At 36.2% G+C, this 21,902-nt stretch carries 21 protein-coding genes and 1 tRNA gene; 13 read left to right on the top strand and 9 right to left on the bottom strand.

The genetic code is table 11. From position 1 onward, the window contains the following. Positions 1–91: 91 nt before the first annotated feature. The 4 genes from gadC to G7050_RS17190 form a co-directional block, all read right to left on the bottom strand. Positions 92–1,600, bottom strand: a complete 1,509-nt coding sequence (gadC, locus tag G7050_RS17205) for a putative glutamine/gamma-aminobutyrate antiporter GadC (protein ID WP_166117497.1) — start codon at positions 1,598–1,600, stop codon at positions 92–94. A gap of 430 nt (positions 1,601–2,030) precedes the next feature. After that, on the bottom strand, positions 2,031–2,816 hold the full coding sequence (locus G7050_RS17200) for a T9SS type A sorting domain-containing protein (RefSeq protein WP_166117496.1): 786 nt from the start codon (positions 2,814–2,816) through the stop codon (positions 2,031–2,033). A gap of 55 nt (positions 2,817–2,871) precedes the next feature. Next, positions 2,872–3,480, bottom strand: a complete 609-nt coding sequence (locus G7050_RS17195) for a hypothetical protein (protein WP_166117495.1) — start codon at positions 3,478–3,480, stop codon at positions 2,872–2,874. Between the two features lie 294 nt (positions 3,481–3,774). After that, on the bottom strand, positions 3,775–4,164 hold the full coding sequence (locus tag G7050_RS17190) for a hypothetical protein (protein ID WP_166117494.1): 390 nt from the start codon (positions 4,162–4,164) through the stop codon (positions 3,775–3,777). Positions 4,165–4,351: 187 nt separating this feature from the next. Between G7050_RS17190 and G7050_RS17185 the strand changes: the two genes are divergently transcribed. Both G7050_RS17185 and G7050_RS17180 read left to right on the top strand, forming a co-directional pair. Next, the gene (locus tag G7050_RS17185; RefSeq protein ID WP_166117493.1) at positions 4,352–4,522 is read left to right on the top strand and encodes a hypothetical protein; all 171 of its coding nucleotides are present in this window, start codon (positions 4,352–4,354) and stop codon (positions 4,520–4,522) included. A 26-nt stretch (positions 4,523–4,548) separates the two neighbouring features. After that, positions 4,549–4,779, top strand: coding sequence for a hypothetical protein (locus G7050_RS17180; RefSeq protein ID WP_166117492.1), 231 nt, complete (start codon positions 4,549–4,551; stop codon positions 4,777–4,779). A 61-nt stretch (positions 4,780–4,840) separates the two neighbouring features. Here the strand turns inward: G7050_RS17180 and G7050_RS17175 are convergent, their stop codons facing one another. The 4 genes from G7050_RS17175 to G7050_RS17160 form a co-directional block, all read right to left on the bottom strand. Next, positions 4,841–5,683, bottom strand: a complete 843-nt coding sequence (locus tag G7050_RS17175) for a hypothetical protein (RefSeq protein ID WP_166117491.1) — start codon at positions 5,681–5,683, stop codon at positions 4,841–4,843. A gap of 229 nt (positions 5,684–5,912) precedes the next feature. Beyond that, positions 5,913–7,265 (bottom strand): hypothetical protein, encoded by a 1,353-nt coding sequence (locus G7050_RS17170; protein ID WP_166117490.1) that lies wholly within the window; start codon positions 7,263–7,265, stop codon positions 5,913–5,915. Between the two features lie 82 nt (positions 7,266–7,347). Next, the gene (locus G7050_RS17165) at positions 7,348–7,542 is read right to left on the bottom strand and encodes an Arm DNA-binding domain-containing protein (RefSeq protein ID WP_166117489.1); all 195 of its coding nucleotides are present in this window, start codon (positions 7,540–7,542) and stop codon (positions 7,348–7,350) included. A gap of 208 nt (positions 7,543–7,750) precedes the next feature. Then, positions 7,751–7,825, bottom strand: a tRNA-Pro gene (locus G7050_RS17160). A gap of 152 nt (positions 7,826–7,977) precedes the next feature. Between G7050_RS17160 and aspS the strand changes: the two genes are divergently transcribed. From aspS to G7050_RS17135, 5 genes are all read left to right on the top strand, one after another. After that, positions 7,978–9,732, top strand: coding sequence for an aspartate--tRNA ligase (gene aspS / locus G7050_RS17155; protein ID WP_166117488.1), 1,755 nt, complete (start codon positions 7,978–7,980; stop codon positions 9,730–9,732). 211 nt (positions 9,733–9,943) lie between these two features. Continuing rightward, entirely contained in the window at positions 9,944–10,399 is a 456-nt protein-coding gene (locus G7050_RS17150; RefSeq protein ID WP_166117487.1) for a MarR family winged helix-turn-helix transcriptional regulator, read from the top strand. 12 nt (positions 10,400–10,411) lie between these two features. Beyond that, positions 10,412–11,515: an efflux RND transporter periplasmic adaptor subunit gene (locus tag G7050_RS17145; protein ID WP_166117486.1), complete on the top strand. Its 1,104-nt coding sequence runs from the start codon at positions 10,412–10,414 to the stop codon at positions 11,513–11,515. Between the two features lie 130 nt (positions 11,516–11,645). Continuing rightward, the gene (locus G7050_RS17140; RefSeq protein WP_166117485.1) at positions 11,646–14,816 is read left to right on the top strand and encodes an efflux RND transporter permease subunit; all 3,171 of its coding nucleotides are present in this window, start codon (positions 11,646–11,648) and stop codon (positions 14,814–14,816) included. 11 nt (positions 14,817–14,827) lie between these two features. After that, complete coding sequence (locus G7050_RS17135) at positions 14,828–16,222, top strand: efflux transporter outer membrane subunit (protein WP_166117484.1); 1,395 nt, start codon at positions 14,828–14,830, stop codon at positions 16,220–16,222. A gap of 63 nt (positions 16,223–16,285) precedes the next feature. Here G7050_RS17135 and G7050_RS17130 read toward each other — a convergent pair whose 3' ends face one another. Then, positions 16,286–16,894: a hypothetical protein gene (locus G7050_RS17130; protein WP_166117483.1), complete on the bottom strand. Its 609-nt coding sequence runs from the start codon at positions 16,892–16,894 to the stop codon at positions 16,286–16,288. Positions 16,895–17,106: 212 nt separating this feature from the next. On the opposite strand from G7050_RS17130, the gene recN reads away from it, so the two are divergent. The 6 genes from recN to G7050_RS17100 all read left to right on the top strand — a co-directional run bounded on the left by recN (position 17,107) and on the right by G7050_RS17100 (position 21,872). Further along, positions 17,107–18,768 (top strand): DNA repair protein RecN, encoded by a 1,662-nt coding sequence (recN, locus tag G7050_RS17125; RefSeq protein ID WP_166117482.1) that lies wholly within the window; start codon positions 17,107–17,109, stop codon positions 18,766–18,768. Beyond that, a complete protein-coding gene (locus G7050_RS17120) occupies positions 18,765–19,475 on the top strand; it encodes an SMI1/KNR4 family protein (RefSeq protein WP_166117481.1) in 711 nt (236 codons plus the stop codon). Before recN ends, G7050_RS17120 begins: the two co-directional genes overlap by 4 nt. A gap of 89 nt (positions 19,476–19,564) precedes the next feature. Further along, positions 19,565–20,308, top strand: coding sequence for a 23S rRNA (guanosine(2251)-2'-O)-methyltransferase RlmB (rlmB, locus tag G7050_RS17115; protein WP_166117480.1), 744 nt, complete (start codon positions 19,565–19,567; stop codon positions 20,306–20,308). 22 nt (positions 20,309–20,330) lie between these two features. Beyond that, the gene (locus G7050_RS17110; protein ID WP_166117479.1) at positions 20,331–20,708 is read left to right on the top strand and encodes a RidA family protein; all 378 of its coding nucleotides are present in this window, start codon (positions 20,331–20,333) and stop codon (positions 20,706–20,708) included. A gap of 61 nt (positions 20,709–20,769) precedes the next feature. Continuing rightward, positions 20,770–21,147, top strand: coding sequence for a YccF domain-containing protein (locus G7050_RS17105; RefSeq protein ID WP_166117478.1), 378 nt, complete (start codon positions 20,770–20,772; stop codon positions 21,145–21,147). Between the two features lie 221 nt (positions 21,148–21,368). After that, positions 21,369–21,872, top strand: coding sequence for a hypothetical protein (locus tag G7050_RS17100; RefSeq protein WP_166117477.1), 504 nt, complete (start codon positions 21,369–21,371; stop codon positions 21,870–21,872). Positions 21,873–21,902: the final 30 nt, after the last annotated feature.

Below are 21,902 nucleotides of genomic sequence, written 5' to 3'. Positions count from 1 at the left end.
AACTCTATGAAATAGAGTTCTATTTTTCATAACACATCTTTACTGCTTTTGTAATTCTGATAAAACAGTTATGGTTGTAATTAGTCTTATCTTATTCTTTTTCGTCTTGTTTTAATTCATCCCTAAATAGCTTAAGCAGTTTCTTTTTAGTTTCCCAGTGAAAAGGAGGTATTCCTTGATTAGGGTCAGTCCACGATTTTTTCTTAAAAGTATATATTACAAATGGAGTTATCACAAATAACATGCAGGTAACAATAAGGATAGCATACCAACCGACGATACTTCCAATATTTATTTGTGCCGGTGGAATAAAACAGATGATAAAAGCAAGAGTTGACCCTATAAAGCCTAAACCTCCTATGATCCAAATAAGTGAATTGCCTTTTTTGCCGATGCGGAACGGACGATCCGTATCTTTCATTGTATAACGTAGTATTATAGCAGCAGCAAACATAAACATATACATTATCTGATATAGTATAATTGCAATCTGTGTAAATATTTGGTAAATAGTATCAATAGATGGTGATATGATGAAGAAAAGACTTAAAACACTTACAATAATAGCTTGAACAATAAGTATATTTTTTTGTATCCCATTACTATTCGTTCTTTGAAAAAAATGCGGAAGGTATCCGGCTTTTCCTACAATGTAAAGTCCTCTTGACGGCCCTGATACCCAAACTAATACTGCTGCAAATACACCTATTGCAAGTGCCCCGGCAATAATGGGAGACATCCAGGATGCTTTGATGTATGCAAAATAGTTGTCAAAACCAACCAAAAGGCTTTGAGTAAGACTTATATCTTTCTGTGGAATGATGATACCTAAGGCAAAAGTACCCAGTATAAATACAACTACAGTGATAAGTGCACTGATGAAAATCGCTTTAGGGTAATTCTTTGCAGGATTACTCATCTCTGTAATATGTATACTGTTCATTTCCATTCCGGCATAGAATGAAAATATTCCTACTGCCAAAACAAAGTTATTGAAGTTAGACAAGTCAGGAATAAAATTTGTATGAAAATTCATTTGCGACTGCCCGCCACTAGCAAGATACATTATACCTAAAATAACAAGTAATACAGCTGGAATAACAGTTCCGATAAGCCCTCCTATCTTCGATATCCGGCTTGTCCATCCCATACCTTTCATCGATATAAAAGTTGCAATCCAAAACATGGCAATAACAATAAGAAATGTATAATACTTATTGTTTGATAACTCTGCATCAAGTCCACTATTATGCCCAATAAAAGCTATTGCAACAGCCCCAAATATTAATGTTGTGAGATACCAAAATATACTTTGGGTCCATTGAAGCCATATAGCCATAAGTCCAAAATGCTTGCCGAATGCTTCACCAACCCAGCGAAATACTCCTCCTGGCTTATCTTGAAACATGGCTGCTAATTCGGCAGCTATTAATGACGTTGGAATAAGAAAGACAAGAGCTGCCAATAAGTAATAAAATGCAGAACTTAATCCATAAACAGCTTCCTCAGGAAGTCCTTTTAGGGAAACAACTGCAGTAATATTCATAATGACAAGTGTAAAAACTCCCAGTTTTACAGCCTGGTTTGTATTAGTAGCCATATAAGATAATAATTTAAAACTTGTAATATACTAATTAACAAAATAGCCTAAAAATAGTTTAGGTATTAGAGGGGTATTTAAATAGGTTTTTATCTAAAGTAAAGGTGGAGAATAATCAGTTAGCAAGGAATGATAGCAGATATACTCTGCTGAATTGAGTATTAAAAAGAACCTCCATTAAGTGTTTATCTGTAAATAAGTCAGATTAAAAATAGAAAAAAAATCTAGCTTTGCTTATTCTTTTTTTGAAGGGTGTATATCATATGTGAAAAGAAGAAATAATATGAAAGTTTGCTTATAGAACGTTGGTGTTTAGTCCTATTTGCTATCATTTCATCTAATCCTACTTGTTGCATGCAAATTGCATGTACGTATAAAAAAAGAACCTCTCAGAAAATGAGAGGTTCTTTTGCTAACTTAAATCATTATATTATCGCTTCAACATTACCTTTTCTGAAGTTCTGTTTTCTCCATCAAATTTCTCAATGATATAAACTCCATCGGTTAAAACAGTCGATTTAATATCGAAACTGCCATCAACTGCATTATCAGAATATACTAGTACACCTGATAGGTTGTATATTTTTACGGATTTGATCTCAGGTTGATCTTCATCTATTACCAGTGCATTTTTAAGAGGGTAAACAGGTCCTTTATCCTTTCCTCCGCTATTAATGCGATAGACTATAGAGCTAGGTGGACTCCAACCACATGGATTTTCAACTGACAATGTAACCATAAATGATGTGCCGGAAGAAGGGGATTTTAATACGACAAAATTTATATCTGTTTCTATATATTTTAATGAATTCTTGGCTCCATACCCCCATCTGTATTGTCCTATAGTATTTCGAGGTAGGCCTTTTGCATAAAACCCATATTCGCTATTCAGCCTTGCCGTATTGATTGACCCGAGATCTCCATCGATAGTTGGAGATGCTTCAGGTCCTATCCAAACTCTGGAATTTTCACAAATAAAATTCTCTCCCTTATATTTTATAAACGCACTCACAATTCCTGCACCATTTCCAGTTGATTTGAATATGGCATTAGCTGTACCTTGTCCAGAAATTAAAGTCATATTAGCACTGCCTCTCCATTCTACATCAAGACCTATACCGTACCCTGCGAGCTTATATGATGCATTCCCACCAGAACAAACAGCCAATGCTGAAATAGGTTCTATTTTAAAGTTCGGGATTATAGTAATATACATTCTCTTTTTTGCTAATATGTCATTTTTCCCCTGGAGCGAGAGACAATAGCAGAAATCAACATAAATCAACATAAATATATGCATCCATTGTAGCTATATTTTTTGCTCTTACTTTTATCGATATGGGGGTTTCTTTGATAACTTCCAGAAATTCTCGACTGATATCCCATGTTTCATGTCCCCTATTGTCGTATTGATTTCCTTTAATTTTATATTCAGCTTCCTCACCGGTTCTAAGGACCAAAGGTCCTTCCAGTATAGCACTTGTAGAACCTGTTTTATATAGATCTTTACAACATCCGGTTCCAGTTCCTGGATTAATAGTAGCTGTCTCACTTTTCACTACTATATCATGTCGAAAAATATTAATAGTTGACCCTCCTTGCCCATTTATATTGATATTTGCTCCTGTAGATGAGGTCATCCACTTTACTATAAATTTAAGCTCATATGAACCCTTTGAAATTTTTAAAGATTGCATTGATTCATTTTCTTTATTTATGAAGCCAAATGCAGTAGCGACTGTTACATATGTATCCTGGGTTACAGGCGTGTTTAGTTTTAATGTGTATTCATGAGATGTGCCTACAGAAACACTTATCGGACCTTGTATAGTTCCTGTTTTAGCTTTGATGTTCAGTAAACTAGATGCTATGAACATCATTAATAACAATAGTTTTTTCATAGTTATTTGTATTAAAGTTTATTATCGCAATGTAAAGACAAAAACAGAAGCACTTCTTGACTAATTTCTCATTTATTTCTATTATATTATAATAATTAGTCTAAAACTTATACTTCAAGCCAATATCAACACCTTTTTTATTAAAGTCAGTAACATATCTTAATTCAAAACCTAGATTGTGATAGAATATACCACCACCAACACTCACATAGTTTAGAGTCGAATATGAAGCCGAAACAAACGGCTGCCATGTTTTTACTTTGTATATTGTATTTACTTCTTGATGGGAATATAGAAATATCTTAAGTCAGACGGCTTGTTATATTGTACCGTAAAATCAATATCAAGCTTTCCGTTATTATTATCGAAAAGGGTTTGTCTATAATCTCTCTTTAATACCCAATCAGCTATTATACCGGCTGTATCGATCTTTCCGTTTATTGTATCACGTAAATAGATCTGATCACTAGATTTGGTAACCTTGAACGGTGTAAGAATCGGGAACCAATCTCTTACTGTTTCACCCTTAACATATGCGGTTTCAGTTTTGGTATTGATAGTGGATCGGCCTATAAAGAAACAAACAAGTCCTCCTATAATAAAGCCTATCAATAAGCTAATGATTAGGTACTTAATATAAAACCTTAATTGTGTTGTTTTCATTTCAACACCTCCTTTGCTCTATTCCATATCGCTGCACGATCGGCATAGCCATTAACCGCCATTGATAGCTTTGGTAGGCTTCAAGAAGTGCACCAATGCAATTTATGAGCCGTTATACGGAGAAGGTGGAACTTCTACAATCAGAGAAAAGAAAAATCTACCCGATACAGCTAAAATAAGAGATAATATGTCAGAGCTAGAATTATCAGCTGTTGATTTTGCCGAAACATTGGCTAGACATAATATTGAAGCTAAAAATATTAATGGTGAAAATAGGTGCAAGCTAGAATGTCAAAATTCAGCAAAAATTGTTGCTAAAGCGATTATTAAAAGCCGAGAACCAGTAGGCGTATTTTAAGATGATAATTAATTAAATACAAAAAAATGAATCAAAAAAGATCAATTCAAATTGAAACTTTAACCGATGTTCAAATGACAGTCGGAGAATCAGTCCAAACAACTGACAGTACTCAGGAAAAACAAGATTGTGTATTTTTTCTACTACATGGTTATTATCCGACAGAAGATAGAGATATTGAAATACCAACATTTCTCTCTATTGAGAAAGCTCGAGAGTTAGGTATATTGCTAATAGAATTGACAGTTGAAAAATAGCAAAGAAAAAGCCCTTCATTATGAAGGGCCTTTTCTTTTAATCACGATATCAACATAATCGTTATTTCTTTTTTCTTATTACATTATATACAAGATCAATAGCAACAGGGGTATCAGCTTTTAAATGATCTGTTGTTGTTCCGCTAAATTGATGATAAGAGGGCTTCATGCTATAGAGCATTCTTCCATATCCATTCCAATTAGCTCCAGCACCAACACATGTAGGTACCCATTCTGCTTCAATATCAACTGTAGTTGTAAAAGCTCCGGACGAAGCTGTTGACCATGCAAATTTTCTGGTACTAAAAGTTTCTAATTCGCCAAAGCCAGGTATATCTTTTTTGATACCAATCACATATGCTTTTAAATCAGCAGTAGATTGTTCTATATGATCTTTAGCTTGTGCACGCCAACTATTAAGCATGACGGCTCCACTCACAACATAATAATCCTGACTTGATTTGGTTAATAAAACACCAGGTCCTGATTTTTGAATAATTTCGGCGCCTCCTCCAACAATCATATAGCCTGAAAGCATATTGACGTTAGTATTGGTTATTTTCCCAGCAACCCCTATTGTTGTTGCTGTTTGAACTGTCATATAGCTTTTAAGTGTATTCTTTGTAACACCCTTTAATTTTATACCGATAGCATACACTGTTAGTGTATGAAGTTGCTTTTCTAAATGATCTTTGGAGGTTGCAGTCCATTTAGTCAGCGACATATTTGGAAAGGAACCAGTCAATAAAGCTCCACTATTTCCGATGTGTGAAATAGAAGCACCTCCACCTACTACCACATAATCTGATGGAACATCAACTGAAACAGAGTTATGATACCCAGTTATAGCTTTTGAGGTGATAATAACTTCTATTTCTCCAGACCAATCTGTATATATCGCCATAGTCCTTAGTGATGAGTTATCCGACGTATTAGACTCCGAAGAGGGCAGGCTATCATCTTGGGAACAAGAATATTGAAAAACTAGACATGAAAATAGAGAGATAAATACAAATATACATTTTTTCATAGTATCATATTATTAGTGTTAAAAATCGAACACAATATATCAATTATTGTTTTATAGCATTATAATTTAAAACTCTTTTAATTCTAAATAATGTACACTTTTTCTACAAGCTATCTAATTTCCTACTCATACCTTTTATCTCCGAATTTATCTCGTACAGCTCTTTGGTATTTTTATTTATATCTTGGATATTATACATCATGTCGAGCACAATATTGCGTATCTCTTGGAAGTTTGAGGCAAAAGCTTTCAGTGTATTATTAGAATCTGTATTTATATTAAGTAGAGTTAATATATATCCTTCAACATTAATCATACTCATCTGAATAGCTGTGAATCTACCCTCCAGAACTTTACCTGTATCTTGGCTCATGGTTTCATAATCACCTTTCGAAGCAGATTGAGAAGAGGAAGAATCTGAGCCGGTCCAATCCAATAAATCTTTAAGCGCATCCCGCTCCTTTAAGGCATCTTCTACTATTTTATTATATTCAGCTTGGAGGTCTGCGTATTCTTTAGCATCGATACCATCTTCTTCATTTGCTTTTGCAAAATTATCATACCATGATTGTAGCTTTTCACGGTATTTGTCTGCCACTAAGCTTGAGAGTATTGCTTTTTGCAAATAGTTAGCGAAATTATCGGCAAAGTCTTTAGATGAACTATCCATATCCATGAGTGTATCAATGAAATCATCGAATACACTGTCAAATGAAACTTGAGTAAGCTGTTCTTTTATCGATTTATTGATATCCTCTATCTTCTCTGCTCCGTCTATTATATTATTAAGATATTCTTTAGTCTCATCGCTTAGCTTGGCCCAGAATGTAGGAGCATCTTCTTTTAGTTTTTGTAATTGTTCAGATGTGAGATCAAATAGACCTGTCATTCTTCCTCCCGAAACAGATCCGTATAATGACTCAGAGATATCATTATTATTTGCCCATTGCTGTAATTGTTCCCAACCTTCAGAATTCATTCTTTCTCTTTGCCTTACGCCTTTAGAGTGAGAACCTGCGCTGGCTCCTGAGTTTAAATATTCTTTTCCTAGTAATCGATAGGACTCAATACTCTTGTTGACTAAATCTTCTGCTTCTTTACCTACTCTTTTAGCCTCTTCTCCGTATGCCATCGATAGATATTCTTTCTTTTTATCTATCAGTTGATCCCACACTTCGTTCAGGCTGTCATACTGCTCTTTCATAGCATTGAATTTCGAGTAGTCAGCACCAAAGAGTCCATCCAGTGCATCTACGACTTTAGATATACCGGAAACAACAGCCATAGTTCCGCCTATTACATCCCCTGACATTATTTGACCTACTCCTTGTGCTGTTTGCCCTAAACCGCCTATTGCATCTGCAATACCTGAAATCTTGCTCCCAAGATCATCGTTACCAACGATATTACCCAAATCCTGACCGAATTGAGAAACAGCAGGTGCGAATTGAGACACTGCACTGCCGATACCTCAAATTCCTTGACTTAAGCTTCCTCCGTTTAAGTGACCTTTAAAACCGATAGCTAGTGGATCGTTATTATACTCGCAAGCAACAATTTCTTCTTCTTTCAGCAATACTCCCGGATTTTAATAATTGGTTCGGGGAAATATAATATTGTGTAGGTACGTATTGAGTAGAACTATTATGATAAATACGTATTTTGATATTTGTAGTCCCATCTTGTTTTAAATGTTTGGCAGATGAAAATACTACAGGTTTAAATGTAGCCATAGTTGTTTTATTTTTGGCAGGCAAAAACACATCTATGAAAAAAGTCTTTAGGAAAAAAACGGTTATAGAATAGTTATAGAAATTATAGCATTGATTTTACATAATACTAAGTACAAACGACCGTTTTTAAACAAAAAAGTGACCTTATACATAAAATACACCAGATCACTTTTCTTTTAGATTGCTGAAAATCAGCTTTTTAATTTCGTCGGGATAGCGGGATTCGAACCCACGACCCCCTGCTCCCAAAGCAGGTGCGCTAACCGGACTGCGCTACATCCCGTGTTTGATTTCTCAAATGCGATGCAAAGGTATGACATATTTTTTAATAACAAAATATTTGAAGATTTTTTTTTGAAAAAATGTGATCAGCACAATAAAATACGTATTTTTGTAACTCAAGAAATAGAATACATATTAGTCAAAAATTTTACTATGTATAGAAGTCATACATGCGGAGAGCTTAGGCTAGCAGATGAAAATAAGGAAGTTATCCTGTCGGGATGGGTGCAGAAAGTGCGTAAGTTGGGAGGAGGTATCACTTTTGTCGATCTTCGCGATCGCTATGGCATTACTCAGTTAGCTTTTTATAAAGATTCAAATACTGATCTTTATGAAGAGGCTAATAAGTTTGGACGTGAATGGGTTTTGCAAGTAACTGGAATCGTTCAAGAGCGTTCGAGCAAGAACAGTACTTTGCTAACCGGAGATATCGAATTGGTTCCAACTAAAATAGTTGTTTTAAATTCGTCCGAAACGCCTCCTTTTACAATTGAGGACGAAACAGACGGCGGTGATGATATTCGTATGAAGTATCGTTATCTAGACTTAAGGCGTAATACTGTACGACAAAATTTAGAACTTAGACATAAAATTGCATTTGAAACGCGCAGCTTTTTAGATAAATTGAATTTTTTGGAAGTAGAAACCCCTGTACTTATAGGTTCTACTCCAGAGGGAGCACGAGATTTTGTTGTGCCTTCTCGTATGAATCCGGGAGAGTTTTATGCTTTGCCTCAATCTCCTCAGACATTAAAGCAGCTGTTGATGGTTTCAGGATTCGATAGATATTTTCAGATCGTAAAATGCTTTAGAGACGAAGATTTACGTGCGGATCGTCAGCCTGAATTTACCCAAATAGACTGCGAAATGTCATTTGTAGGTCAGGAAGATATTTTGAATATATTTGAAGGGTTGACAAAAAATCTATTCAAAAAAATGAAGGATATAGATGTTCCGGATTTTCCTCGTATGACGTATGCTGATGCCATGAAGTATTATGGATCTGATAAGCCAGATACTCGATTCGAAATGAAATTTGTTGAATTGAAGGATTTAACGACAGGCAAAGATTTTGTTGTTTTTGATAGCTCAGTATATGTAGGTGCTATTTGTGCGAAAGGTTGTGCATCTTATACCCGAAAACAATTGGATGAATTAACCAATTTTGTAAAGCGCCCACAAATCGGAGCAAAAGGTTTGGTGTATTTGAGATATGAAGAAGATGGTTCTTTAAAATCTTCCGTAGATAAATTTTATACTCCCGAAGATTTGAAAAAATGGGCAGATCGTTGCGGGGCAGAACCGGGCGATCTTATACTTATCATTTGTGGAGATACAGAAAAAGCTCAAAAGCAGTTAGGTGAACTTCGCCTCGAAGTAGGAGAGCGTTTAGGTTTAAGAGATAAAAATAAATTTAACTGTCTGTGGGTAATTGATTTCCCTCTGTTAGAAAAAGATGAAGAGCTAGGGCGTTATTTTGCAAAGCATCATCCTTTTACAAGTCCTAAAGAAGAAGATATCCCACTTCTCAAAACAGAGCCGGGAGATGTGAGAGCCAATGCTTATGACTTAGTAATTAATGGTGTTGAGATAGGTGGAGGTTCGGAGCGTATTTATAACAGTGAATTGCAAAAAGAAATGTTTCAAGTTTTAGGTTTCACTGAAGAAAAAGCTCAGGCTCAGTTTGGTTTCTTAATGAATGCATTCAAATATGGTGCGCCTCCCCATGCTGGTATTGCTTTCGGATTAGACAGGTTGGTTTCAATATTTGCCGGATTAGATTCAATCCGTGATTGTATTGCATTTCCTAAGAATAATTCGGGGCGTGATGTTATGCTTGATGCTCCGTCTGTTATCGATGATGAACAATTGAAAGAATTACAGCTTATTGTAGATTTAAAAGAGTAAATATTCTTTTTAATAAATAAAAAAGGACAGTTGTTTTTGGCAATCTGTCCTTTTTTCGTAAATTCAACCCCTCTATTTTTTCATTCTTGGATACGTTAGAATTTATGAAAAAGATGTTAAATGTTTTCATTTTCCTTGATAGTAGGTGTACTTATTATAAGTGTACTTAGTATATTTGCACCCATAAATTAAAATAGATAATGGGTAAGTAATGAATAAAGGTTGTGAAATAGGGGATCCATACAATGATTTAGGCTTTCTTATATGGCAAATAATGAAATCATGGCAAAGAGGTAAACATAAACTTTTGGATGAATTTGGATTGACGGGATCTCAAATGGAAGTTTTGTCTGCTGTTTATCATCTGAGCCAAACAGAACAAGAAGTGACACAAATTGCAATTTCGAATGTAACAAATGTTGATCCAATGACAACATCCACCATTCTTCGAAATCTGCACAAGAAAAAATTGATCGACAGAAAAGCGAGTAAAATAGATACAAGAGCACGTATTGTTGAAATAACTGATGATGGTACAGAGCTTTTTCTAAAAGCGATAAATAAAGTTCACCAGTCAACAGATAAACTCTTAGAGCACATGGATGGTGATGCCTTAAAAGCGCAATTACGATCTTTATTGGATGTATTAAACAAGTTAAATAATTAAATAATATTAGGTATGTTTTTGAATAGGTTAAGTGTTGGGGTATTAGTAGCCTTGTTACTTGTTTCTTGTGGAAACAGTAAGCAAGAAGCACCGAAAGAAGAGGCACCGGTATATCCTACTGCCGTATTGAGTGAGCAGAATACAGTTTTGGAATCTGTATATCCTGCAACAATAAAAGGACAAGAGGATATTGAAATAAGACCACGTATCGATGGCTTTATTGAAGCAATCTACGTTGATGAAGGAGCTGTTGTTAGAAAGGGACAGGCTTTATTTAAAATAAATTCGCCGCAATCGGAGCAGACTTTACTTTCAGCTCAAGCATCGGTAGCCAGTGCTCAAGCAGCTGTAAATACGGCTAAGCTTAATGTGGAGCGTATACGTCCTTTGGCTCAAAAGGGTATTGTAAGTAATGTTCAGTTGGAAACTACCGAAAATTCTTACCAATCGGCTTTAGCAACATTGGCACAGGCACAAGCAACATTGGCACAGGCAAAATCTACAGTTGCTTGGACTAGTGTAACTAGCCCTGTTGATGGTATCGTAGGAGCTATACCTTATCGTTTGGGAAGTCTTGTTGATAAAGCGTATGTTTTGACTACTGTGGCAAATACGAGTAATGTCTATGTTTATTTTTCCTTGAACGAAAAGGACTTAATGGACTTTTTACAAAAAGCACCCGGAAATACTCAGGCAGAGAAAATTAAAAATATGCCCGAATTATCACTTATTCTGGCAGATGGAACAGTATATCCTGAAAAAGGTAGGGTTTCAACTATCTCGGGGCTTGTAAATACTGCTACCGGATCAGTTAGCTTTAGAGCTGATTTTCCTAATCCTCAAGGGTTGTTGAGAAGTGGTACTAGTGGAAAAATTAGTATACCTAGACACTTAGAGAATGTTTTAATTATTCCTCAAAAAGCAACATTTGCTCAACAGGATAAAGTGTTGGTTTATAAAGTTCAGGGAGATTCGGTTGTGCAAACTATCGTATCTGTACTACAAATACCCGGTGGACAAGATTATGCTGTAACAAGTGGACTTTCTAATGGAGACCGTATCGTGACTGATGGAGTGATAACTCTTCGTAATGGTGCGAAAATAAAAGTTCAGTAAGTTTATAAATGGAGGTGAGTATTTTTTGCAACATTCTCTCTTGTAATAGATAGTTGTGTTTATACCTAACCAACATATAAAAGTTTTTGGACTTTACTTGAATAAAAATTAAAACTATAAAAAGAATACAATGTTAAAAACCTTTATAGAAAGACCTGTATTATCTACAGTGATTTCAATCATTATTGTGATATTGGGGCTGATAGGGCTGCTTACGCTGCCTGTTGCCCAGTATCCTGATATTGCCCCCCCCACGGTACAAATTACCGCCAATTATAGTGGTGCTAATGCTGACGTGGTAATGAACAGTGTTGTTATCCCCATCGAAGAGCAAGTAAATGGTGTAGAAGGGATGACTTATATGACATCTTCGGCTTCTAATAACGGACAAGCAACTATTACTGTATTCTTTAAACAAGGAGTTAATCCTGATATTGCCGCAGTAAATGTTCAGAATATGGTTGCCCGTGCAACACCTTTGCTGCCTGAAGAGGTAATAAAAGTAGGGGTTACCGTTAAAAAACAACAGAGTAGTACTATTATGTTTATGTCGCTAACCAGTGATAATCCGGATTATGATGGGCGATTTATCCAAAATTATGCGAATATCAATGTTTTACCTCAGATCAAACGTGTGTTTGGGGTAGGAGAAGCGATGGTATATGGTGCACAGGATTATTCGATGCGTATTTGGCTTAAACCTGACTTGATGAGTGTTTATCAGATATCGCCTTCGGAAGTTATTGCTGCTCTACAAGATCAGAATATTGAGGCTGCCCCTGGTGAATTGGGGCAAAATAGTGATCAGTCTTTTCAATATACATTGAAATATACGGGACGTCTAAAATTGGCTACGCAATTTGAAGATATCATAATTCGTTCGCAAAACGGGCAAATATTACGTGTCAAAGACGTTGCGGATGTTGAATTAGGATCACTTAATTATACTATTAATTCCCTTACCAACGGAACGCAATCTGTAGTTATAGCTGTTAGTCAAACAGCAGGATCAAATGCAAAGGAGATTATCGACAATATTCAAAAAACATTGGCAGATGCTAAAGTTTCGTTCCCTCCAGGTTTGAAGTTGACTTATTTATTTAATGCAAATGATTTCTTGGATGCATCTATCGAAAAAGTAATCCATACTTTGATTGAAGCTTTCATCCTGGTGTTTATCGTTGTGTTTATATTTCTTCAGGATTTCCGTTCAACGTTGATTCCGGCTATTGCAGTTCCGGTAGCTATTATCGGTACATTCTTCTTCCTGCAACTATTCGGATTTTCTATCAACTTGCTGACTTTGTTTGCTTTGGTTCTGGCTATTGGTATAGTCGTCGATGATGCGATAGTCGTCGTCGAGGCGGTGCATGCTCAGCTCGACTCGGGAGTTAAAGACCCTAAAGTGGCGACAATGAATGCGATGAAAGAAATTGCTCCGGCTATTGTATCTATTACATTGGTAATGGCAGCGGTATTTATTCCGGTAAGTTTTATCGGTGGGACAAGTGGTATATTTTATAAGCAGTTTGGTTTGACATTAGCTATTTCTATTGTCATTTCAGCTATTAATGCTTTGACATTAAGTCCTGCTTTATGTGCTTTATTCCTTAAACCTCATAGTGAAGAGCATAGTCAAAAGAAAAGTTTTATCAAACGTTTTTACTATAGCTTTAATATTGGTTTTAATGCTGCTACTCAAAAATATAAATCAAGTCTACATTTCTTAGGAAAGAGAGGACATCGTTGGATTACAGTACTTATAATTCTGATAAGCTCTGCAATCTTGTATGTATTGATGGTGATGATAATACCTAAAGGATTCGTACCTCAGGAAGATGGTGGTAATGCGATGGGTATGATTACTTTGCCTCCAGGTTCATCTCTTGAGAGAACAGATTCTGTTGTTGCAGAGGTAACAGCAATTGTGAAAAGTATTGAAGGCGTGAGTGATGTTACCAGTATTGCAGGAACCAGCTTCTTGAGCGGATCGGGAAGTTCTTATGCCTCAATTATTATAAAAATGGTTCCATGGTCGGAACGTAAGATAACTATAGATGAGCTAACCAATACTTTGACGGCTAAAACCGCTCATATACAGAATGCTACATTTATGTTCTTCGGAATGCCTACTCTACAAGGATTTGGTATGACTCCGGGTATTGAAATGAAACTTCAGGACAAAACAGGGGGAGATATTAATAAATTCTATGAGATAACTAATAAATTCTTGGATGAGGTTAAGTCCAAAGAGCAGGTAATGATGGCGATGACATCTTTTAACCCAAGTTTTCCTCAAAAACAGATAGAGGTGAATATGGCGAAGATAAAAGAGTCAGGTTTAACTCTTACACAGGTGATGACTACTATGCAGGCTTATATCGGTAGTATGTATGTATCTACCTTTAACTTGTATGGAAAACAGTTTAGGGTAATGGTTCAGGCTTCGCCCGAGTATAGATCTAAGTTGGAAGATTTAGATAAGATATCTGTACCTACAGCTAATGGAACAATGGCACCTATTACGGAGTTCCTTACATTTACTGATGTAACAGGTCCTCAGGCGTTGACTCGTTTCAATATGTTCTCATCGATGGATGTAACTATTATACCTAACTTCTTTAAAGGTTATGGAACCGGAGACGTAATAAAATTGGTTGATGAGATTACCAAAACTTCGCTTCCTGCCGGATATGGTTATGAATATTCGGGTATGACTCGCGAGGAGGTAAGTAGTGGTAACCAAACAATCCTGATATTTGGTCTTTGTTTAATCTTTGTTTATCTACTGTTGGCAGCTCTTTATGAGAGTTATATTCTACCATTGGCAGTTATTATATCCTTGCCGGTTGGTCTTGCGGGAGTATTCATCTTTATATTTGTTGCCATGATAGGAGGTAGTGGAATTATGAATAACATCTACGTCCAGATATCGCTGGTCATGTTGATCGGTCTTCTTTCGAAGAATGCAATTTTGATTGTAGAATATGCCATACAGCGTCGTCAACAAGGTATGAGTATTGTTGATGCAGCTATTAATGGTGCAGTTGCACGTTTGCGTCCTATCTTGATGACATCTTTTGCCTTTATCTTTGGTCTTATGCCTTTGATGTTTGCATCAGGAGCCGGTGCTATCGGTAATAGATCAATTGGTATCAGTGCTATCGGTGGTATGTTTATAGGAACGATGATTGGAGTATTGGTGATACCATCTCTTTATATCATCTTCCAAAATATACAAGAGAAATTTAGTAAATCGGGTGTGTTGAATTCTGATGATAAGACAATAGCAAGCAAGTAAATAGAAATAATATGAATAAGAAATATATCAAGGGAATCGTTCTATTGGGGCTTACAGCCTCAATAGGATTCAGTTCCTGTCAGGTTGTCAATAAATACAAAACTCCGGAAGTTGATTCAGAGGAGTTATTCAGAGATGAGAATCCTACTGATACTACTACTGTCGCAGATTTATCGTGGAGAGAATACTTTCAGGATCCCATACTTCAGGCTTTGATTGAAGAGGGGTTGGCTCAAAACTTTGATTTACAAATTGCTTATACTCGTATTCAACAAGCAGAAGCTAATTTGAGTATGGCTCGAGCAGCTTATTTTCCAAATGTTGCATTAGTAGGTCAATTCAATCAATCAAGAACCAGTGTAAACAATGCTGGAGTAAAAGATGTTTTGGGATACAGTAATACACAATATGGTTTAGGAATAGCTGTTACTTGGGAGGCAGATCTTTGGGGTAAAATTAACAGGCAGGCTCGGGCTTCGTTTGCTCAAATGTTATCGAGTCAGGCTTATAAAGATTTGATTCAGACATCTTTAATATCTAATATTGCTACATCATATTATTCTTTGATGGCTTTAGATGAGCAATTGCGGGTTACTAAGGAAACAGTTGACTTACTAAGGCAAAGCAGCGAAACAATGCAGGCATTGAAAGATGCCGGAATGTTGAATGGTGCAGCAGTAGAACAAAGTAAAGGTTTGCTGTATGGTACTGCAGTAAGTATTCCTAGTCTTGAAATTCAGATTAGAACATTAGAAAATAGCCTTTGTTTGTTGTTGGCTCGCAAACCAGGTTCGGTAGTACGTTCATCTATACAAGATCAAAATGTTCCGGAAGAAATATCGTTCGGGGTGCCAGTACAGATGTTAGCAAAACGTCCGGATGTACAACAGGCGGAACTTGGTTTTAGAAGTGCATTTGAATTAACTAATGCAGCTCAGGCAAGCTTTTATCCTTCATTGACACTTAATACAGGGTCTATGATTGGGTTTGTAGAAAATTTTAAACCTGAGAATATTATAGCAAATATCATTGGTAGCCTTACTCAGCCTATCTTTGCTCAAAAGCAGTTGATCGGTCAATTGAGAATACGTAAGGCTCAACAAGAAGAGTCTTTATTGACATTCCAAAAGACGGTTTTAGCAGCAGGTAAAGAAGTGTCTGACATTATGTATACTTATGAGGCTTCATTGAGTAAAAATGCTCCTCGCTCTAAACAAGTAGAGTCTTTAGGCACGGCAGTTTATTTTACCCAAGAGTTATTGAAAGCCGGTGAGGCTGATTATACGGAAGTATTGATTGCTGAACAAAATTTATTGAGTGCCCAATTGGGACAAGTTAGTGATAAATTAGAACAGCTACAAGCTACGGTTGATTTATACAGAGCACTTGGCGGAGGCGTTAAATAATTACCTATCAATATTTAATTTAAAAAGCATATACTCAATCTGAGTATATGCTTTTTTTACTTTCTATGATAAGTTTCTTCGATGTCGGTTAATTTCATCAATAATGATTGTTGTACTTAAACTTATTCTGTGATATGCCTTTTGAAAGTCGGGATCATCATCTAATTTGACATTTCGACGGACAAATTCATCGATACTTAGATTGTCACTATATCCTTTGAAAATAGAATCTTTTATTTTTTTTGCTTGTTTCAATACCATTGCTATTTCTCTCAAGGAAGGGATTGCTGCCAGTGTTTGTATAACAGATGCCAATTCATTGTAGTCGAGAGATGTCGCAAAATCTTTTTCCTGGACTATGGCAATCCATGATCGTGTTTTGTTGAGATTCTCTAAAGTAATATTATGTATAGGTTTATAGTTTTGATCGAATAATTCTTCTCTAATAAATGAGATAGTTCTGTTCAGATCAAATTTTTCTTTTTCATAAAACTCTAGTGCCATTTCTTTCGAACAATCGGTTTCAAGACAAATATATTCGATTGATTTTGTTTTGAATATATCAGCACATAATTTAATGTCTCCATCGTTCTCTTTGAGAAGTTTTAGTGCCTCAGCCATTGGGATTGGCATTATTTCTCTTAGAGCTTTTACTTTTATTTTGTAATCCATACTGCTATCTTTAAGGTCTCAGACCTTCTATTTCTTTGATAAATGTGGCAGCTAGAGATTGTTACTGCTCTGAAGTCTTACCACAAATATTTAATGTTACTTATCTAAAATGCGAAGATACAAAGGTGTTTCTACATGATGAAATTTCACTACCTTTGTTTTGTATTTGTTTATTATAACAGTTGCACTTTTTTATTCTTAGGAAATAATATATGCTAAAGTCATTATATATAAAGAATTATGCTTTAATTGATAGTCTCGAAATAGACTTCGAGTCTGGATTTTCTGTCATAACAGGAGAAACAGGTGCCGGTAAATCTATTATACTTGGAGCTTTATCTCTGATTTTAGGACAACGTGCCGATCTTAAAACTATTAAACAAGGCGAAACAAAGTGTATTATCGAAGGTACTTTTGATGTATCGGCATATGATCTCAAAGGTTTTTGTGAAGAGGCCGGAATTGATTATGACCCGGATACATATATACTTCGTCGTGAAATATTATCGACAGGAAAATCGCGTGCGTTTATAAACGATACGCCGGTGTCGTTGAATGATTTAAAAGATCTAGGTGGTCAGCTGATAGACATACATTCTCAACATCAGAATCTGATGCTGGGAGACAGCCGTTTTCAAATGCAGGTTGTGGATTTATTGGCAGGGACGGGGATTCTTTTAAAAGAATATAAAGAAGCTTTTAAATTATATAAGCATGCTGATACTGCATTATCTGATTTAAAAGATTTAGCAGCCAGAAGCAAGGAGGATGAAGATTACCTTCGTTTTCAATTCGAGGCACTTGAAGAAGCTAAATTAGTGGAAGGAGAGCTTGAGGAGTTAGAACAGGAACAAGAAACTCTGAACCATGCTGAAGATATAAAATCGGCTTTATATAAAGTGTATACATTGCTTTCGGACGATGATAAAGGTGTTGTTTCTTCTTTAAAGGAGGGGTTAACAGCGGCACGAAGTTTATCGGGCATTTATGTGAATGCTGAAGCGATTGCTCAACGTCTGGAGACAGCTTATATTGATCTCAAAGATTTGAGCACGGAAGCCGAACGTTATGCGGGTGATGTTGAATTTAACCCCGAACGTGCTGCTTTTATAGAACAGCGTTTAGATCAGATTTATACATTGCAACAAAAACACAGAGTGTCGTCTGTTGCTGAATTAATTGCACTATATAACGATTTACGGACAAAACTAACTAGTATTGATTCGTATGATCAGAAGATTGAGGAACTTCAAAAAGACCTGACCCAAAAGCAAGAAAAAATGTTAGTTCAAGCCGAAAAGTTGAGTAAGAAACGTAAATCGGCAACAAAAGATATAGAAAAGAAACTGATCGAAAAGGTAGCTTATTTAGGCATACCCAATGTGAGGTTTGAATGCGAGATTACTGCCAGAAACTATCCCGATGCTTCGGGTATAGACGATTTGCAGTTTTTATTCTCAGCCAATAAGAATGTACCTCTGCAACCTGTTGCAGAAGTGGCCTCGGGTGGTGAAATTTCACGTGTGATGCTTTGTCTGAAATCGATGATAGCGGGTGCAACGGCACTTCCAACCATTGTTTTTGATGAGGTAGATACAGGTGTTTCGGGTGAGGTTGCCGATAAGATGGGACATATCATGCAGGAGTTTGGAGGTCAGATGCAAGTTTTGGCCATTACCCATTTACCTCAGATAGCAGCAAAAGGTAAAGCTCATTATTTTGTCTACAAATCGCACGAAGGAGACAGTACAACTACCAACCTGCGAAAGCTTACAGAGGAAGAACGTATTAAAGAATTAGCACAAATGCTGAGCGGTTCGCATGTAACCGATGCTGCCATTGAGAATGCAAAAGTGATGTTAGGAAAGAAATGAATAGAATAAAACAAACAGCAGAAAAAATACTCGGACGTCCATTAGAAGCGTCGGAAGGAGTCGATATTCAATCCATAGAGGTTGCCGAAAAGAAACTGAATGTAAAGTTTCCTCAGGCATTAAAGGATTTCTATCTGAATGTCGGTAAATTGGCTTTGTTTACTGATGCTTTCGAGTTTTTCGCAAAGCCCAAACAAATATATATTAAGAGTAATAAGCTTGTTTTTCTCGAAGAGAATCAGGCAGTACTTTCTTGGGGTATCGATTTGAGTGATTTGGGAAAAGAAGTTGTTCCTGTTTATCATTCGCCCAATATCGGCGATCAGGAAAGTGAAGTGATCTGGTATACTGAGGCTTTGCCTTTGCCCGACTTTTTAGAACTAATCATGTTCTATCAGGCAGCCAGTGCAGATGCTGATTTGCAAACAAGGTCAAAAGGAGGTTATCCTTTGAGTTATGTAGGGTATAAAAGTGATCTCGAAAATGCCGAATTATGGGATAAGTTTCAGAAAGACCTATCCGAAAAATGGGAAAAGGTTGTTGATGGAAACGGATTGGTAATCTATTGGTGTAAATACGGACTGCTACTTTATTATTCTGTTCAGGATTTGGATACGGATGTAGACGATTTAATATACTTGAGTACACGAAAAGATTTTGATTTGTCGGACTTCAAAAGTAAGTTTGGTTTTCAGCAGTTGGACTAAAGTAGAGGACGTATTACATGCGTCTTTTTAAAACATAGAAATAAAATAAATGGGCATATGCAACGCCCTTACGATATAATATACTTTGAATGAAAGAAAAAGAAATGATTTTTGGCATACGTGCCGTTATAGAAGCTATAGAAGCAGGAAAAGAAATAGATAAAATAATTGTAAAGAGAGAACTTCAAGGCGATCTTTTCAGAGAATTAACTGCTGCTTTAGAGTCACACGATATACCTGTGCAGAGGGTTCCCGTGGAGCGTATCGACAGATATACACGCAAAAACCATCAAGGTGTAATTGCTTTTTTATCGGCGGTTACTTATGAAAAAATCGAAGATATTATTCCTTTTCTATATGAACAAGGAAAAAGTCCCTTCATTCTTGTACTTGATGGATTGACAGATGTGCGTAACTTCGGAGCAATTGCCCGTACTTGCGAAGTGGCCGGAGTAGATGCAATTGTTATACCTGCACGCGGAAGCGTAACGGTAAATGCCGATGCGGTAAAAACTTCCGCCGGAGCATTGATGAAAATTCCGGTATGTAAAGAAAATAGCCTTACTGAAGCGATTCACTTCCTTAAAAATAGTGGAGTAAAGGTGGTAGCTGCAACAGAACGTGCTGCTCAATCATATACGGAGGTAGATTATACAGGTCCTATAGCCATAGTTATGGGAGCCGAAGATGTTGGAGTTTCTAATGATAATCTTCGTATTTGCGATGAACTAGTTAAAATTCCTCAGTTTGGAACTATCGGTTCGTTAAACGTTTCGGTAGCTGCCGGAGTGTTGATCTATGAGTCGATCCGACAAAAAGGTTTGAACGCATAATATTACATAAAAAATAGATACAATGAAGAAGGTAATTTCAACCAATAACGCTCCTGCGGCAATAGGTCCATATAGTCAGGCAATAGAAGTAAACGGAACACTTTATGCATCGGGTCAAATTCCGATTGATCCTGCTACGGGTGATTTTGTAGCCGGAGGTATTAAAGAACAAACGGAACAAGTTTTTAAAAATATAAAGGCTATTCTGGCAGAAGCAGGTCTTACAACCAGCAATATTGTAAAAACGACTGTGTTACTTTCCGATATCGCCAATTTTGCAGCGATGAATGAAGTGTATGCGACTCAATTCGAAGGAACATTTCCTGCTCGTTCGGCTTTTGCTGTAAGAGATCTTCCTAAAGCTGCAATGGTAGAAATTGAAATAATTGCAGTTCGCTAATTCTCATATGCTACTAATGATCGCTAATTCTAATGAAGTGTATTAAATAAAAATTCCGAAAATGAGAAATCTGATAGGTAATCTTATATGGCTTGTGTTTGGAGGATGGGCAATTGCTATTGAATATTTTATGGCTAGTATTGTCATGATGATAACAATTATAGGTATTCCGTTTGGATTGCAATCGATCAAACTGGGAGTATTGGCAATATGGCCTTTTGGAAGTAAAGTGGTTACTATCGAAGAATCGTCGGGATGCCTCAATACAATAATGAATGTTATTTGGATTATTATTGGTGGCTTCTGGATTGCTTTGACTCATGTCTTCTTCGGGGCTCTTCTTTGCATTACTATTATTGGAATACCATTTGGTTTGCAGCATTTCAAATTTATCAAATTAGCATTATTTCCCTTTGGAAAGAGGGTGGTGGATGCCTGATAACGATATAATATAACAGATTAAAGTCTTTATACTAACTTTTGTATAGAGACTTTCGTTTTTTATATAGATAATGTATATGGGAAAAAGGCTTTGATATTAAAAGAAAGCATTATTTTTGTAGTATAAAAGATAATCTTTGTATACCTGTATTCGAAGAAGGTTATTTATATATTGTGCTGTAATGATTATAGTGCTAATTTTCACTTAACATAACCCAGATGAAGAAAATAAATATATTATTATTGTTACTCCTTTTACCTATTCTATGTTATGGTCAATTGATTGGTTTAGGGGGACAATATTCGGAAGGTGCAAATGGACAGTTTTTTACAAGTATGGCTTTTCCGACATTCCATCAGAAAAACAAACTGAATACTTTTGTGTCCAGCGGTCTGGAGTTCACAACATCGGGTGGTGCTAAAATGAGTGGTTTGCATTTGAAGCCGATTCAGATTAAATCATTTTTGAGTGAAGATCTTTTTAACAATAATCCTTATACTATTCTGGTAGGTGTGGATGGAGGATATCTCTTCGATTTCAGACGAGGAAGACAAAATGGAATTGTAATTACACCTAATGTGTATGTTGATTATAAGATGTTTTTTATTAAAGCAGGTTATGATTTTGATGTTACCAACGGACAGAATCAATTTTTTGTTCGAGCAGGTGTCGGTCTTGGATTGGGAGTATTAAAGATGTTTGCCAAAACCAGGATTTGGTAGTGCAATTATAATAAAGGATTAATAGTATGC

Origin of the sequence: Dysgonomonas sp. HDW5A (assembly GCF_011299555.1) — a bacterium.
In the GTDB taxonomy this organism is placed as follows: domain Bacteria; phylum Bacteroidota; class Bacteroidia; order Bacteroidales; family Dysgonomonadaceae; genus Dysgonomonas_A.
The sequence above is the reverse complement of the archived record's forward strand: the minus strand, read 5'-3'. Positions and strand labels throughout refer to the sequence as shown.

Excerpts from the sequence above, each read along its gene's own strand:
- recN (WP_166117482.1), top strand. The coding sequence starts at position 17,107 with ATGCTAAAGTCATTATATATAAAGAATTATGCTTTAATTGATAGTCTC.
- G7050_RS17175 (WP_166117491.1), bottom strand. The coding sequence starts at position 5,683 with ATGGCGATATATACAGATTGGTCTGGAGAAATAGAAGTTATTATCACC.
- G7050_RS17195 (WP_166117495.1), bottom strand. The coding sequence starts at position 3,480 with ATGATGTTCATAGCATCTAGTTTACTGAACATCAAAGCTAAAACAGGA.
- G7050_RS17190 (WP_166117494.1), bottom strand. The coding sequence starts at position 4,164 with ATGAAAACAACACAATTAAGGTTTTATATTAAGTACCTAATCATTAGC.
- G7050_RS17130 (WP_166117483.1), bottom strand. The coding sequence starts at position 16,894 with ATGGATTACAAAATAAAAGTAAAAGCTCTAAGAGAAATAATGCCAATC.
- gadC (WP_166117497.1), bottom strand. The coding sequence starts at position 1,600 with ATGGCTACTAATACAAACCAGGCTGTAAAACTGGGAGTTTTTACACTT.
- aspS (WP_166117488.1), top strand. The coding sequence starts at position 7,978 with ATGTATAGAAGTCATACATGCGGAGAGCTTAGGCTAGCAGATGAAAAT.
- G7050_RS17100 (WP_166117477.1), top strand. The coding sequence starts at position 21,369 with ATGAAGAAAATAAATATATTATTATTGTTACTCCTTTTACCTATTCTA.
- G7050_RS17105 (WP_166117478.1), top strand. The coding sequence starts at position 20,770 with ATGAGAAATCTGATAGGTAATCTTATATGGCTTGTGTTTGGAGGATGG.
- G7050_RS17120 (WP_166117481.1), top strand. The coding sequence starts at position 18,765 with ATGAATAGAATAAAACAAACAGCAGAAAAAATACTCGGACGTCCATTA.
- G7050_RS17200 (WP_166117496.1), bottom strand. The coding sequence starts at position 2,816 with ATGTATATTACTATAATCCCGAACTTTAAAATAGAACCTATTTCAGCA.
- G7050_RS17150 (WP_166117487.1), top strand. The coding sequence starts at position 9,944 with ATGAATAAAGGTTGTGAAATAGGGGATCCATACAATGATTTAGGCTTT.
- G7050_RS17140 (WP_166117485.1), top strand. The coding sequence starts at position 11,646 with ATGTTAAAAACCTTTATAGAAAGACCTGTATTATCTACAGTGATTTCA.
- G7050_RS17165 (WP_166117489.1), bottom strand. The coding sequence starts at position 7,542 with ATGGCTACATTTAAACCTGTAGTATTTTCATCTGCCAAACATTTAAAA.
- G7050_RS17145 (WP_166117486.1), top strand. The coding sequence starts at position 10,412 with ATGTTTTTGAATAGGTTAAGTGTTGGGGTATTAGTAGCCTTGTTACTT.
- G7050_RS17185 (WP_166117493.1), top strand. The coding sequence starts at position 4,352 with ATGTCAGAGCTAGAATTATCAGCTGTTGATTTTGCCGAAACATTGGCT.
- G7050_RS17135 (WP_166117484.1), top strand. The coding sequence starts at position 14,828 with ATGAATAAGAAATATATCAAGGGAATCGTTCTATTGGGGCTTACAGCC.
- G7050_RS17110 (WP_166117479.1), top strand. The coding sequence starts at position 20,331 with ATGAAGAAGGTAATTTCAACCAATAACGCTCCTGCGGCAATAGGTCCA.
- rlmB (WP_166117480.1), top strand. The coding sequence starts at position 19,565 with ATGAAAGAAAAAGAAATGATTTTTGGCATACGTGCCGTTATAGAAGCT.
- G7050_RS17180 (WP_166117492.1), top strand. The coding sequence starts at position 4,549 with ATGAATCAAAAAAGATCAATTCAAATTGAAACTTTAACCGATGTTCAA.